The organism is Thermomicrobiales bacterium (genome assembly GCA_041390825.1).
Taxonomy (GTDB): Bacteria; Chloroflexota; Chloroflexia; order Thermomicrobiales; family UBA6265; genus JAMLHN01.
Genome location: JAWKPF010000095.1, coordinates 1 through 14,346 on the forward strand (window position 1 = coordinate 1; position 14,346 = coordinate 14,346).

14 protein-coding genes are annotated in these 14,346 nt (G+C 57.2%); 6 read left to right on the forward strand and 8 right to left on the reverse strand.

Features of this window, described 5'->3' with window-relative positions:
• Both R2855_20170 and R2855_20175 read right to left on the reverse strand, forming a co-directional pair.
• Nucleotides 1-255 (reverse strand): hypothetical protein (locus tag R2855_20170; GenBank protein ID MEZ4533322.1); only part of this gene is annotated, 255 nt, incomplete at its 3' end.
• A 524-nt stretch (nucleotides 256-779) separates the two neighbouring features.
• Nucleotides 780-1,436 (reverse strand): hypothetical protein, encoded by a 657-nt coding sequence (locus tag R2855_20175; GenBank protein MEZ4533323.1) that lies wholly within the window; start codon nucleotides 1,434-1,436, stop codon nucleotides 780-782.
• Between the two features lie 53 nt (nucleotides 1,437-1,489).
• Between R2855_20175 and R2855_20180 the strand changes: the two genes are divergently transcribed.
• Complete coding sequence (locus R2855_20180) at nucleotides 1,490-2,605, forward strand: hypothetical protein (GenBank protein ID MEZ4533324.1); 1,116 nt, start codon at nucleotides 1,490-1,492, stop codon at nucleotides 2,603-2,605.
• On the opposite strand, the gene R2855_20185 is transcribed toward R2855_20180, so the two are convergent.
• Complete coding sequence (locus tag R2855_20185; GenBank protein ID MEZ4533325.1) at nucleotides 2,556-5,051, reverse strand: AAA family ATPase; 2,496 nt, start codon at nucleotides 5,049-5,051, stop codon at nucleotides 2,556-2,558. The two genes, R2855_20180 and R2855_20185, sit on opposite strands and share 50 nt — an antisense overlap.
• Nucleotides 5,052-5,098: 47 nt before the next feature.
• Between R2855_20185 and R2855_20190 the strand changes: the two genes are divergently transcribed.
• Nucleotides 5,099-6,160 carry an alanine racemase gene (locus tag R2855_20190; GenBank protein ID MEZ4533326.1) on the forward strand — a complete coding sequence of 354 codons (1,062 nt, stop codon included), beginning with the start codon at nucleotides 5,099-5,101 and terminating at the stop codon, nucleotides 6,158-6,160.
• 18 nt (nucleotides 6,161-6,178) lie between these two features.
• Nucleotides 6,179-6,922 carry a DUF1889 family protein gene (locus R2855_20195; protein ID MEZ4533327.1) on the forward strand — a complete coding sequence of 248 codons (744 nt, stop codon included), beginning with the start codon at nucleotides 6,179-6,181 and terminating at the stop codon, nucleotides 6,920-6,922.
• A gap of 71 nt (nucleotides 6,923-6,993) precedes the next feature.
• On the opposite strand, the gene R2855_20200 is transcribed toward R2855_20195, so the two are convergent.
• The 3 genes from R2855_20200 to R2855_20210 form a co-directional block, all read right to left on the reverse strand.
• Nucleotides 6,994-7,488, reverse strand: a complete 495-nt coding sequence (locus R2855_20200; GenBank protein MEZ4533328.1) for a hypothetical protein — start codon at nucleotides 7,486-7,488, stop codon at nucleotides 6,994-6,996.
• The gene (locus R2855_20205; protein ID MEZ4533329.1) at nucleotides 7,481-8,773 is read right to left on the reverse strand and encodes a HEPN/Toprim-associated domain-containing protein; all 1,293 of its coding nucleotides are present in this window, start codon (nucleotides 8,771-8,773) and stop codon (nucleotides 7,481-7,483) included. The genes R2855_20200 and R2855_20205 overlap by 8 nt, the downstream gene beginning before the upstream one ends.
• A gap of 86 nt (nucleotides 8,774-8,859) precedes the next feature.
• Nucleotides 8,860-9,390, reverse strand: a complete 531-nt coding sequence (locus R2855_20210; GenBank protein ID MEZ4533330.1) for a hypothetical protein — start codon at nucleotides 9,388-9,390, stop codon at nucleotides 8,860-8,862.
• Nucleotides 9,391-9,554: 164 nt separating this feature from the next.
• Here R2855_20210 and R2855_20215 point away from each other — a divergent pair, with 164 nt between their 5' ends.
• The 3 genes from R2855_20215 to R2855_20225 are packed head-to-tail and all read left to right on the forward strand — an operon-like array spanning nucleotide 9,555 to nucleotide 12,081.
• Nucleotides 9,555-10,361 carry a type IV toxin-antitoxin system AbiEi family antitoxin gene (locus R2855_20215; protein ID MEZ4533331.1) on the forward strand — a complete coding sequence of 269 codons (807 nt, stop codon included), beginning with the start codon at nucleotides 9,555-9,557 and terminating at the stop codon, nucleotides 10,359-10,361.
• On the forward strand, nucleotides 10,358-11,227 hold the full coding sequence (locus R2855_20220; GenBank protein MEZ4533332.1) for a nucleotidyl transferase AbiEii/AbiGii toxin family protein: 870 nt from the start codon (nucleotides 10,358-10,360) through the stop codon (nucleotides 11,225-11,227). The genes R2855_20215 and R2855_20220 overlap by 4 nt, the downstream gene beginning before the upstream one ends.
• Nucleotides 11,228-11,259: 32 nt before the next feature.
• Nucleotides 11,260-12,081 carry a hypothetical protein gene (locus R2855_20225; protein ID MEZ4533333.1) on the forward strand — a complete coding sequence of 274 codons (822 nt, stop codon included), beginning with the start codon at nucleotides 11,260-11,262 and terminating at the stop codon, nucleotides 12,079-12,081.
• On the opposite strand, the gene R2855_20230 is transcribed toward R2855_20225, so the two are convergent.
• Together R2855_20230 and dinB are read right to left on the reverse strand one after the other, a co-directional pair.
• Nucleotides 12,059-13,216: a hypothetical protein gene (locus tag R2855_20230; GenBank protein MEZ4533334.1), complete on the reverse strand. Its 1,158-nt coding sequence runs from the start codon at nucleotides 13,214-13,216 to the stop codon at nucleotides 12,059-12,061. The genes R2855_20225 and R2855_20230 overlap by 23 nt on opposite strands.
• Complete coding sequence (dinB, locus tag R2855_20235) at nucleotides 13,213-14,346, reverse strand: DNA polymerase IV (protein ID MEZ4533335.1); 1,134 nt, start codon at nucleotides 14,344-14,346, stop codon at nucleotides 13,213-13,215. Before dinB ends, R2855_20230 begins: the two co-directional genes overlap by 4 nt.

Consider the following 14,346-nt stretch of genomic DNA (forward strand, 5'->3'; position numbering starts at 1 on the left):
GCGACCCTCGATCTGCTCGAGGACTTCGGCAATGATCTCGCGGCCGCGCGGCCTTTTCAGCAGCTTAGCTGCCTTCAACTCCGCCATCTGCAGGTGGTGCCGGGATCGCAAGTCCTTCACGATTGCAGTGGCTTCGTCCAATTGCAGATCGACGGACGCGTAGGCAAAATAGGGCTGGGCAGCGTCAAGCATGCGGTTTCCAGTGAAACCGGCCTCGTCACATGAGATCAATCGTGGAAGAATAGTGGTCGACATGGGCTGGCTGCTTGGTGACGGGGCTTCGCCCGCTCACTTCAATTGACTGCGGGTCGGCGCTCTTTCTACCGCTTCCATGTGCGAACACGCGTTCCGCATACACCGTCCAACCGGAACGGTATCGAAGACTGTCTGCGGAGTTAGAAGGGTATGAACGGCCGTCTAGTTGGGACTGCGCATTTGAGCGCGTTCGGCTCTGAGTTCGTCGGTTGATACACTACCTTCGATATCCTCTTCGCGCGCATGCAGTTCCCTGATGAGTTTTCGCGCGCATTCTCGGATTTTGTGTCTTGCGAATTCGTCGATCTCACCATCCTCCTCCGCGAGGAGAAAGACGGCCTCGGGTGGGACGATCGCACCGAGGAACCGTCCGTATCGATCAAAGCCGGTAATCGTCTTGCTCCCATATGAATCCTGAATGAAATCTGGAAACCGGCGGCGCCCCTCTGTCGTTGGAAAAACGATAGTTTCCGCACCGCTCCGAGCCGAGCGATTAGACTTTGCTTTTAGCATATTTTGTTCTCTTAGCCTGGGTTGCGGTCATGCCAAAGAAAGTCCCTGGCAATGACATTTGGTGAAGTTGGTTTTGATGTCGATGCAGCCGACGTGACGCAATTCTGAAAGACGGAGGTCTTCGCAGGGAGCGTAGGGGCCTGGTCGAAAGTCAGCATAGTCGGATTGTGCGACATAAAAGACCGAAGCGAATAAAGTAATTCATCGTCTGCTTCCTTCTCTAATTCAAAAGAAACATTTTCAGAATGTACCATTTCATCTGTCCAAATAATTGGAAGAACAGGTATCTCTTCTACATCGCATGCTTGATCAAAGAGCTCGACGAATTCTTGCGGCAAGCTCGGAAACAATGACAAACGGACGTGCCAGCCGCCGTCGAACGCGCCGCGACCGCCGCCATGGGGCGGGCCGTCAGGATCCCCATCCTCGTAAATGTCGACGACAATCCACTCATTGTTGGATCCCGGCTTACGGATGCACACAAACGCATATCGCGAGACACGCGTGATTGCCGACAGGGCTGCGGGATGAGCGTTCAGGAACTCGTCGAGGCTCTCTGGAAGCTGTTCGATCAATGTGACCACAGTCTCGAACTCGGCGTTATCAAGGGCACGGATGAGGCTTTGCATCCTTGCACTTACAGAGACGATCACGTGCTCATCCGCCATGGTTCAGTTCCTGGTTGTCACGGTCATATTAGTACGGAATCGCCAAGAGCGCAATGATGGCGGAAAAAGGCTATTTCGTCTTCCACTTGCCTTTATGGTTAACACGGACTATGTTGTACAACATGGTCAACCTTATTCGCCATATGCCGCTATTGTCCGATCCGCTTGAAACTGACGGCGTGATCTTCCTTGCCGACATGATCGATGTCACTGAGAGCAACAAAGAGTTCCCCGATCGGCGCGACCTCGAGAAGACAACGCCACAGGCGCGTGACGACGTTCTCGGTGGCCTTCAAGAAGCTGGATACCGCGCGCACCATCTGGAACATCCATCTTCCCTTACGAACGACCTGTCGTGGAGCCGCCGTCACGTCGTGCTGTCGACTTATGGTGGCGAGATTGCTCGCAGCCGCACTTCTTGGGCGCCGGCGATTTGCGAGGCCTATGGCATTCCGTATGTCGGCCTGGATGCCTACGGACAAAGCCTCTGTCACAGCAAAATGGCGGCTAAGCAACTTGCCAAGCAATCCCGACTGAAGACACCCCGCGCTCGCGAATATCACACCATCGAGGAGATCCGTCATATCGATGACTGGGCATATCCGGTGATCGTAAAGCCATCGGCTGAAGGATCATCGATCGGGATTAGTCAGGCCAGTATCGTCAACTCCGCCGAGATGTTGAAGAGGACAGCCGAGGGTCTTCTTGCGGTACTGGACGCCTCCATAATGATCGAGGAATTCGTCCCCGGACGGGAAGTGTCGGTCGCTGTGATCCAGGGACCCAATGGCGCGTATTCCTCCTTCAACGAGGTCACCGTGGACGGCGAGCCCGACTACTTTCGTAACCGCGTCTGGGACGCGCACGAGAAATATCATCGCGATCTGCCCAGGCGCGTCAGATCGATCGACGATGAACTGAAGGATGAGGATCGCTGCGCGATTGGGCGGTTCCTGACCGCGCTCGGGGACTTCGGCTACATCCGGATCGACGGCAGACTTCAGGACGGCTGTTTCCATTTCCTGGAAGCCACCCCGGACGCATGGCTGGGGCAGGGGGGGCAACTTGCCCAAGGCTTCGTCAATGATGGCTGGACTTACCCCGAAGTCCTTGCGGCCATCATTGAAACAGCACGGACGCGACTTCCCAATCCAACTGCCACTGGCTGAGGAAACTTGGATGGTAGGGTTTGGCCAACACGTGCGGGGCGTAAATGCCGGGGGCTTCTCCGGTCAGGCCGAACCTCCAGGACCAGTACTCGCTGCCGCGGATATCCACACCGACGGTGTCAGTGACGAACTGGACGACGTCGTCGGCCCTTTCGTGATCGCCGGCTTCGCGCAGGATCATGAACGCGGTGTGCCCTATCGCATCCGCCAGCAACCTTGTTGTGGAATCCACCTCCCGCATGGACCTCAAGGCCTGGTCTACGGACGCGACGGCCTCGCGAGCACCACGGGCTTGCCATATCGCGATCGCGAGATTTTGGAGGATCGTCAGGTCGCTGAATTTGTCGCGGCTGAGCAAGAGCGCGCTGCGAAGGTTGCCTTCAGCCGCCTCAAAATCGGGAGACACTGCCAAGAGTTCGACCGCAGCGTGATTGTTCAAAAGGAACTGCCGCGAGCTGGCAGCGTCTTTCAGTCCGCTCTCGGCGATTTGGATATTCGCCTTTGCTTCGTCTGTTCGCCCGAGGCGGGCGAGATGCCGGGTCGCCGTCAGCTTCGACTGCGCTGCCGAGCGCTGCAAGGCGGCTCGCTCATACACTTCGGCGCTCTTGTCGCAATATTCAATCGCCTCTTCCATCGGGACCGCGCTCTCCAGAAGGCGGTAGGCGTGCCCGAGCAAAACGCTTCTTCGGCGCTGAGCCTCGGCAGCGGTTTGCGTCAGCCTTCGTTCGCAAGTCGCAAGTTGCTCCTCGACGAGATCGAGGTTCCCCAGGATCAGATCGCTCATCAGATCGGCATCCGCAAACGGGAGACGAGCGCGCATGTCCGACGCGATTTCGCGGGCCTCGGGTTCACGAAGCTCTTCGATCAAGGCGTGCGCCAAAATGCTTTCCCAGATGGGCCCCTCGAGATCACCTTTGTCGATTGCAGTCAGAGTCAGGCCGAAATTGCTGGATCGGTAGGCGTGGCGAGCAGCCCACGCTGCCAAAGCACTCCGTTCGCCGTGTCCGAGATCCTGGGTGTTCTCGATACAGGCGATCACGTGGTCGACATACAACGTCGGATCGCCCTTGCTTTCGATCTCACCGTCGAGTTTTTCGAGAATGGTCTCCAACAGGGCAGGATCTTCCAACAAGGCCGCGAGACGCGTCGTGTGTCGCAACGCTACTGCACGCTCGACGCTGCCTTCAGCAGAATTCTCGATGATCTTTCGGTAGTGATCGACAAGAAGCCGTCTCGCATCCGTTTTGTAGAGGGCCTCGTCCTCCATCCCCGAGATCGCGCTTGCCACGTCATCGTTGTTGAGTCCGATCTGGGCGCTCGAAACCGAAAGGAGGCTGCCGGTCAGCCCCGCGAGCACATCAGGAAGCCTCAGCGGAAGGCCGATGCTTGGATCCACTGTCCGCCAAATTGCGTCGAACGCCTCCCGCGCTATCGGTTCGTTGTGCTCGCGCAAAATTGCCAGCGCCAAACGCTCGGCGCGTCCGAGTTCGCCGAGGCGCTCTTTGATGGCATCGACTGCGCTATGCGGGATCTGGGCGTTCGGCTGCGTGCTGATATTCGCAGAGCCGTAAGCGACGCGGAAGCGCAACTCATCAAGCGATCGGAGATTGCCGTCCCAGCGGGCCTGGAATTCGCCGACGACCTTCTGGTCGTGGTGGCCGAGCCGCTCAAGCAGTTCAACCACATAGGCCCAAGGCAACATCTCGATGTCCCAGATCTTGGGAACCGCGAACTGTTCGATCTGAACGTGATGGCGTTTTTGGAAGCTTCTGGTCTCGGTCGTATATTCCAGCAGCGGGTAGAATTTTCCGTCATCCGCAAAACAGCGCAATATGGTGCGAAGGCTTGTCGTGTCGCAGTGTTGCGCCTCGCGGACAACGAGTACGAATTCGGCCAGATTGGCGACGTATCGAAAATATTCCGCACAAACCTCGACAGCGTTTCTGTTATCGCTCTTGAGCAGAGCCTCAGGGGAATATCCGCCCAACGCTGTCACCCGCTCGGTCGCATCAATGGCGCGCCCAACGAGTTTCGGAACGCTTGCCGCTTCCCGCACGGTTCCTCTGACGTCAAAGCCTTTGAGGTTTTTCAATCCGCGGGATCTTACGAATTCGGCGAATGTGTCGATGCTTCGACTTGGAGCTGCAACGCTTTCGGAAATCGCCGAAACGCAGTGCTGGATATAGTAGCCTTCGTAGGCACGATGCGGGTCAATGTTCTGGCCCCGAAGATATGGATCGACCTTTACGCTCAAGGTAGACCCGGCAATCTTATCAGTCACCCAGTCCGTCAAAGACGACTTGCCAACCCCCGTAGGCCCGCGCACCACCAGCAGCGCCGGAGCCGTCGCCGAGGGCGGCAGGCAAGACAGCAGGGTGTCGCGCTCTCCCTCTCGGTCGAGAAAGACGACGTCCGGTTTCAAATCAGCTTCGGCAGTCAGCGACAAAAAGTGGATCCCCCTCGTAGTCCCGAAACTATACGGGAGTGCTCCGGATGATCAAACAAAACGAAGGTCAAAACGAGCCCCTCAAGAGTAATTACGGCTTGAACTATGACCTTGATGCAATGATCCACAATGCCAAGCATTGTTTTGTCGCCGCAAAACAGAACGGGTTTGAACTGCGTGCTGTTCTCAAGGGCGGTTACATCCTCCCGGAAATTGTCGAGCGGCTCGCATGTTTGGACGGCATTTCCCTTGCGGTGGGCACTGTGGCAGAGGCATCCCTGCCGGTCGTGAACAACATGGCAGTAGCAACCTTATATCCGAGCTCTTCGATCCCAGTCGAGGCATTCAGCAATGTCGTTCGAACAACGGAAGTCGGCACATCGGGAATGCGTGCTTGGGCTCGAGGAGCAGAGGCTCATCGTGTGCTCCTGGCAATCGAGACCGGCGAGAAGCGCGAGGGCCTGGACCCCAGAAATCTTCGACAACAGGTCTGGATCATCAGGAAGGCATTTGGCAATTGCGTGAAGATTGACGGGTTCCAGCTCAACTACGGCTGTGTGGCGGAAAAGGCACCTGATGCCCCGGCAGTCAATGTGCTGATAAAGGAGCTGGCTCAGGAGTTACTGACGCTTCCTATCGCCAATCCCCTGCTCTCCCTCGGCGGGTCAGCGCTATTGCCGGTTCTGGACCAGCTGGAAATACCAGCCATATTCAGGCCTGAGTTGCGCATCGGGGAGGCGATCGTTGCCGGATCGATACCAGGTCAGGAGACGAGCTCAAATTTGCTACGGACAGCCTCCTACCGTGCCGAAATACTCCAGGTCTTGCCTCGGAGTTCCTCCAACCGGCAACGTTTGCTCATCAACGTCGGCGGCTATGTTCTCAACGCAGCTCGAAGAACTCGGCAAAATACTAGCGTAGAATTCGAGTCGATTGGTTCTCAAGTGTCGGTCATTTCTCTTCCGGATGATTGGGCGAACTCGTTGAAAGACAAAATAGAACTGCAACTAGATTACAGCGAAACCGAGCGAGCGCTCATACGACACCAAGGATCAATTGGACACCTAGGTCTGTCTGCAGCGATCGATAGCAAGGCCGTAGCGGGTTGAACCTGCCAAGGAGAAAAGATGCACCGAGTTCTCATTCCGATCGATAGCCAGGATCCCGAGTCGTGGCAGTACGCTCTCGCCTATGCGCAAAAGATCGGCGAACAGCAGAACAATCCAACCGATATTGTCCTCCTTGTACATACGAAGCGGCAGATAGATGGAACGAGCCTAACCGGCCACATGGGCCGGCAACAAGCCAAGGCATTGAGTGGTGGCAAGAGCCTGCAGCTGCAATCCGGCGCGAGGCTCAATCTCAAGACGTTGAATACGATGGGCCAGATGCTGAACAATGCGATTATCATCGCTTTCTTCGCCGACGCCAAAATGCTCGATGCCGTCGATAGCCTCCGCGGTGTCGTAGGCGTCGTCGCAGTGCCGGATTTGCCTGGTGACGCGGATCAATGGGTCGCGCGTTGGGGAGCAATCGTGCATGGTGCGGAACGCCAGCCGGCGAAAAGACTAATCGACGATCAGATTGTCGAAAATGCGCTGTCACGCCTCTTTTCAATGGTCAACCCGACGACGGGTATCGGTCATCCAAGAGACAAGCAGATGGCCGATGAAACTCTGCGTATCCTCCGCGCCAAAGGTCACACTTTGAACCCGGAGACGATCCGGTCCCGGGCGATTCAACAAGGGTGGCGCGCTGATCAGGCCAGCGAGCTGGGGAAACTCGCTGAAAAAATCAAATCGCTGAAATCCAAACCCAAGCTCTCTGGCATCCACAACTGGGAAGGGCGGTACCAGAGCTGGTCCGAGTAATTGCCAGTGCATGGTCAGATGTCTGTCGGCTTCTCGAGACGGTCAGAGCATCACGATGTTGTTTCCGTTGCTCAGTGCGGATTGATACTTGCATGACGGAAAGCGTCGCAGACGGCGCGCATGTCATTGCGCTGCTGTGCGGCACTGAAGGCGCTATCGAGCACGAAGAGAGACGCCCGCAAAAGGCGCTCGTCACGTTCGCCGATCCAGGCCTTTTCCCCGTGAAAAAGATTGTTACGAACAAGCCCAATGGCTTCCAGCAGCATTTGTGTGTTTGCTAGCGCGGCTTGCTCCGTGAACTCAACGCCCCCGTCCTGCTTGACCGTCAATCGCTTCGGGGGAGCCTCGAAAAAGATCTTCGCGGCATCGGCCTCTTTCATTGATGCGAAGAAGTCGTTGCCGAGATCGGTGGCGAACTGGATCCAATTGGGACTTGCGCGGTCGCCGGCTGTGCCTCTGACATAACCCCCGCGTTTGAGTGCAAACTCGAAGCGCGAAAACGTCGCAAAAAACTCAAGCGCAACAGGCTTCAAGCTGCCCTCTATCCCGATACGATATTCACTCATTCCACTTTGCCATTCGTTCCGATGACCCGATCAAGCTGCACTCAGAAATTATTGCGTCGAGGACGGCTTCGATCTTGGCCGTATCGTGGTCTGATTTCGCCAACTCCGCTGATGACGTCTCAAGGAATCGTTGCGCGTAGCTTTCCTTGAAGTCGAGCGCCCCATGCCAGCGGCCGAGATTCTTTTTGTAGTTGCTCCACGTCGCTTGTGCTGGCGGTCGCCCAGGAAGGTTCAGATCAAGATAGCATTCAATTGCTGCCGCGCGCCCATTGATGTCTGCATTGGTCAGCCCGTCGGGCCCAAGAATTGGAAACGAGGAAAATTCGTGGCGGTCAGGCAGCACCATACTTCGCATATTGAGCGGCAATCGCATTGCCTCGACCTTTTGAGAGGCCTCCACGCCTTCGGCGTCATTGTCGAACACGAACAGCGTTTTGTTTTGCACGTCGATCTTTGCAAGCCCTTCGGCAAACTTGCGGAGCTGGCCAGTCCCGGAGAAGGGATGGCTTTCGCTTACATCGACGAAGTGGAAGAAATCGCAGACATCCGGACGGAGCGCGGCAATGGCATGTCGGAGAACGTGAACATCGGAGCTGCCCTCTGTGGCAATCAGGAAGCGCTCGGAGCGGCGTGCATCGCCTGTGAATTCGCTCAATTCAGCCCAGCCGGCATCGACAAGCGGCCCATATTGCCAGACGACGTCCAGCCCTCGGTTTGAAGGGGTCCCGGCAAGGAGCCGTAGAACGCTATAGGGGTGAAGAAAGTCGATTACGTTCCCGAAGTAGGATCGCTCCGAGTAGTGGTCTCTGTCCCAAAGATCCGCATTTGGAACCTGGTCGATTTCCGCAAGACCCGCAAAGCGTCCTTTCGATTTTTCGTCGTCGAGGTCTGGATCGTATTCGTTGTTGAGGTCAGCAATTGAGGTTCGTAGAGCAAACGCCAGGAACTGCTCGAAGGCCATCGCCGCCTTCGGCGCTTCTTCCTCTTCATCCGAACGCTCGAGCCATCGTTTGGTGGCGAGGGCGTACTCTGCTTCAATAGACTGCATCGTGAAGCCGAGAAGTTCGAGGCGAGGAACGAGGTCGGCAAGCTTGCGAACGAACGCGGCTTCCATCGAAGCCAGCTCAGCGTCGTCGCGCTCCTCGAAGTATTTGTAGTCAACCTGATCGGAGTGCGCACGGGTGCGATCGCGCTCCTGAAAGAGCGCGCCATGGTCTATGCCGCGATGGTTCTTGCTCCACGCGACATCCATGCCGCCGACCGACAATGTAATTTCCGTTCCCACCAAAACTCCTTGGCTGTGTTGGGCGCTGTGGTCGTCTGATTTGATTCAGACATGTTCGCCGTCTCTCAACTTTGCGGGATTCGTGGTCACCCTCCGCGGCCATACGAAACCCGGTGACCGTGACTAGCCACCCGCGTTGCCATAGCGGCAGTGATCGGATTGCTGAAATCTCCTTCGATGAGATCGAACCGGTCACTCCCGGTCGCCGCAAAACGTGTTCCGCCAGCCTTCTCGATCGCTGTCCGCAGTCGACCAACGAACTTCTCCGGTCCGCCCACAGTCGAAAACGAAACCGAGTGGATCGGTCTGTTCAGGTCATCAACGTCCACATAGGCGTGGAAGGATCCCGACTTTGGAAAGTCCTCCCAACGCAGTCCGCGGACGCTGGACAACGGGTAGGTGTTGCCCCTGGGCATGGTGATTGTTCCGGCACGATAGTCCACGCGCACACGGCGTTGCGAAAATGAATTGGGCGTTGTGATCGGTCGTTCCACATAGGCGATCACGGTCGCTTTGAGCCACTTGAGACCGATCCAAATCAAGGCGAGGCCAAGAAGCCAAACCCACCAGGGCTGGCTCCGGTATACCTCGACGATTTCGTTCCAACTGATGCTCATGGGCTCTGACTTTCCGGCCTGGCTTGGACGTTACGTCGTCTGTATCATATTTCTAACTACGCGAAAATCACGGAGTCTACATTATAGAACTTGCCGCAGTTCAAATATCATATTATAAAACCGGCGCAAAGTGCGGAGTTAGAAATATGACTGCGGCGCGATCAATGAGCCTGGCAAGCTATGCCGAAGAGCTCGAATCGACCGGGAAAACCTACTTCACGCGCGAAGGCGCCATGGAAGTGCTTGGAACAAGCCACGGGGCGTTTCTCGACGCCGCCGCCCGCCTTGCCAAGCGCGGACGCATCGTCATGCCGCGCCGTGGGTTCTACGTCATTACGCCGACCCGATTCCTGAAATGGGGTGCGCCGCCCCCCAACTGGTATATCGACGCCATGATGAAGGAAGCGGGGCGGCCATATTACGTTGCACTGCTGAAAGCAGCCGAACTGCATGGCGCCGCTCATCAGGCGGTCATGGAATTCCAGATCGTCACCGACCGGCAGTGGAAACCCATCCGCGCGGGCCGCTCGAAGATCGCCTTCTATTTCCGAAAGGATCTGGACGCCATCCAGATGGGAATAGGCGACCGGAAAACGGACACGGGTTCGATGAGGGTCTCTTCTCCCGCGCTCACCGCACTGGATCTGATCCGCTACCCCCAGGCAAGCGGAGGCCTCGATCGCGCAGCAAGTGTGCTGAACGAACTGGCGCCGGAGATCGACCCGGTGCAGCTGCGCGAGCTCTTGCCAGCCTTCGAACGTTCTGTCGTGCAACGGTTGGGCTATGTCCTGCAAACCGCCGGACACGAGGCCTCTGCCTCCGTACTGTCTGACTATCTTTCGAGCCAGAGCCTCCCATGGATCGAGCTTGATCCCGGCGAAACGAGCCGACCCGAATGGGCAGGTGAACCCGAACGTGACCAACGCTGGCATGTCGTTGTTCGGCGACCGATCGAGATCGACGAACAATGATACCGGAAACGAACATCACGGCATGGAGTCAGATCGCACCTTGGGGCGAACCTCGCCAGATCGAGCAGGACCTGATCATCTCCCGCGCGCTCGTCGACATCTTCAATCATGAGCTTCTCGGTTCGGTGCTACGGTTCCGCGGCGGAACCGCGCTCAACAAGATCATCTTTCCAAAGCCGCTTCGCTACTCCGAGGACATCGATCTCGTTCGCACGGAAGCAGGTCCGATCGGCCCCGTTCTTGATGCACTGCGCGAGGTCCTGGAGCCGTGGCTGGGGCAGGGGAGTTTTGCGGCAAGTCAGGTTGCGCCCAAACTACGTTTCCGCGTCCCCGCCGAGGACGATCCCGAGGTCAATATCCGCCTCAAAATCGAGATCAACACATCGGAGATCGAAGCTTTCGATGGACCGGTCTTGGTTGACTACAGCGTCGACAACCCTTGGTTCAGCGGATCGACAAAGATCGCGACCTTCTCTCCGGAAGAGCTGATCGCGACGAAACTCCGCGCATTTTTGCAAAGGGACAAGGGTCGGGATCTGTTCGATCTGGACCATGCCCTAACGGTTCTTCCCGACCTCGACATCGAGCGCGCCATCTCTATCTTCGGACGGTATCTGGACATCCGTGGTCACGCCATCTCTCGCTCTGACGCGGAAATGCGAATGCTTGCCAAATTCGGAAAGCCCAGCCTTCTCGGCGACATCCACGCCCTGCTGCCACCCGATGCTGCGGATCACTTGGACGAAGCTGCAGGACAAGCGGCCTTTGTCCGGGTGTTCAAGCTCTTCATTGAGAAGATGCCAGGTCAGCGATGGGCTCGCACTGAGGACGTGGCGCAAGAGCTGGGCCTCGCCGAACATCTCTAGTCCGCAGCACCGGAACACCGAATGGTCGCGCCATGAACAAAGTCAAAGAAGCAGAACTTCGTCATCTCATCGACTTTTTCAGAGCCACAGACGTTGTGCCTGAGAAGCTCGAACCCTCCGAATGCCCCGACTTTATCGCGGTCATTGACGGGCAGACAGTCGGAATCGAATTGACGATTGCGCGGCATGAAGCGGGGAAATTCGGTGCGCTGCAGATCGAACATGCGCAAAGCGAATATGCGAAAGAGCTGCGGAAATGCGTCGAGGACAATGCAAAGGAGGGCGACGACGGGTTGATCATCGGCATTGCCTTTGAAGACGGAATTCCTGTCAGAACCGACGACAAGGACGCCCTGCCGCGTGTCGCGGATATCATCTCCGACGCCGCGGCTACGCTGCCGAATCCTGGCGCCATAACGATCTGGTCCGAGAAATGGGCGCGCATCCGCGATGACGCGGGAATGCGAAGCGCGGGCTCCGAGCCGTCTGCTCCGTTGCCGGAATTCATTCAGAACGTCTGCCTCTACAGGGACGGGAATCATGACATCAAGGTCACTGGCGGACGGGGCGGCATCACGCCGGACTTCGACGACAGCGTTCTCTTGCCGATCCTGAGAAACAAGAACGATCGGCTGAAGAAATATGCAGCCTTCGACCGGTCCTGGCTGGTGATCGTATCGCGGGTGACGCAATTTGAAGGTCACAGCCCCGATGCAGAACGCGCCAATGTCGCCCTTTCATCGTTCGCCACCACGTTTGGCAAGGTCAACGTGACGCGGCCAATCCCGTCCAACTTTGACGAGACCTATCTGTTCAAATGGCCGTCAGAGGTTATTCGTCTCTCTGCCGACTGACGTCACCTGAGCCGTCCTCGACCTCCCAATCCTTGAAGTCGGTTTCCTGCTCCTTGAAGAACTCTGCCGGCAGCGGATGAGCTGCATCCGGATTTGGAAGAAACCGGAATTGCGCCCTCTGGCCCTGGCCCGCCAGATCGTAGAATCCCAAAAGCGCGACGCCGCTGAATTCCGGGTACTCCTTGGTCAGCCAAACCTCTTTCAAATAGCGGTCGTGATCGGCAGGATCGCCGAGAATATCGTCGTCGTGGATGAAGGTGATGAACGGAAAACCCGGCGCCGACTGCTTGCGGCTGCGACGGCGGTTCTTTTCGAAGATCTTCCGGTAGCTCGGGGGCGGTCCGTGAATGGCAATCGATCGGCCGCCGCGCATGAACGTGTAGCCCGGCATCCGCACGCCGGTTTCGACGTCTTCCAGCCAACCCGCCATCGTCACGTTCAGGAAATCCTCTTCGCCGCCTATGATCGGTGGTTTCCGGATGACCCTGACATTGAACTCGCCCTCGACGGTAACGTCCGTCTCGTCCCCCTTCATTCCGGCGGCGAAAATCAGGGTCGCGAAATTCTTGTCGGGAACCAGCTGCCGGACCTTGTCGGCCGCGTTCTCGTGCAGGAGGTAGAAATTCAACTGGTCGCAGGTCGGCAGTTTTTCGTAGATTAGATCCGCCAGTTCCTGCTTCTCTTTGAGATCGAAGAACTTGTCGGTCATCACGCGCTTGCATTCGACAAAAACGACCTCAGCTCCCGCGGTCGTACATTTCAGATCAGGCTTCGAGGGCTGTCCCTCGATTTCTGGCTCAAACTCGATCTCCAGGCCTTGCCGCGAGAGCCATAGAGCCGTTTTGGCGGTGAAGAGGTGATTGTCGAACGATTCCTTGCTGTATCCGAGAATGTGCCGTTTGAAGCCTGCGAAGCTCTCAACCGGCTCCAGGATGGCCGCGACATTGCGCATCCGGTCAATGTCGGGCGTCTTGATATCGAGAGGAAAAAAACGCGGATAGTTGAGCCCGAAAATTCGGGCAAGTGTCAGCGTCACGTTCTTGATGTCGTCCAGGTTCAGGCCGCGCCTGTCGAGGAACTCCTGCGTCGTCTTGAATGTGAAATGGACCTGCTTTCCTTCCGGCTTGTCGCTCATAGCAGGCTCATCTGATCGTCTTCGGCAGTCTCGGCGCCATCGACCAACGTCGACAGCGTCACACCGAGCAAACGAATGCCTTTCTGCACGGGAAACAGTTCGGTGAGCATCGCGCCCGCGAGTTCACCGATTTCCCGTTCGCTTTGCAAAGTGCGTCCAATCGTCCGGCTCCGGGTGATCTGCTGAAAGTCTGCATATTTCACCTTCAGCGTGACAGTGCGTCCGCTGATCTGTTTATTGGTAGCGTGGCGCCAGACTTTCTCGGCAAGCGGTGTCAACTCGGCCTTTGCCGCTTCAAGATCGAAGATGTCAGCGGCGAAAGTGTCTTCCGCCCCGATCGATTTCCGCTGCCGGTCCGGCTGAACGGGGCGTTCATCGATGCCGCGCGAAATCCCGTAATACCAGGTTCCCGACTTCCCGAAATTGTCGCGCAGGAAGGTGAGTGATTTCTCACGCAGATCGGCACCGGTGACGATGCCCAGCCGTTGCATCTTCTCGGCCGTCGCCGGGCCCACTCCGTGGAATTTCTTCACCGCGAGCTCGGCAACAAACGCCGGCCCGTTCTTCGGCGTGATGACGGCCTGGCCGTTCGGCTTGTTGAGGTCACTCGCCAGCTTCGCCAGGAATTTGCAATAGGAAATCCCGGCCGAAGCGTTCAGCTCGGTCACCTCCTTGATTCGGGCGCGAATGATCGTCGCGATCTCGGTGGCGAACTCGATCTCTTGTTTGTTTTCGGTGACGTCGAGATAGGCCTCGTCGAGGGAGAGGGGTTCGATCAGATCGGTATGTTCGGCGAATATCTCATGGATCTGAGCCGAGACCGCCCGGTAGACATCGAAGCGAGGCTTCACGAATATCAGCTCGGGACAACGGCGCTTTGCCGTGACCGAGGGCAGGGCGGAGCGCACACCGAATGCCCGTGCCTCGTAGCTTGCGGCCGCGACGACGCCACGGGCCGCCGACCCGCCAACGGCGACCGGCTTGCCTCTCAGCTCTGGATTGTCGCGCTGCTCGACCGACGCATAGAACGCATCCATGTCGACGTGCAGTATCTTGCGGACCGGGACGACGGCGTCGATCCCTTCGCTCTCCCGCTCATGCCCGCCTCTGTCCTCGTCATCATTCAACAT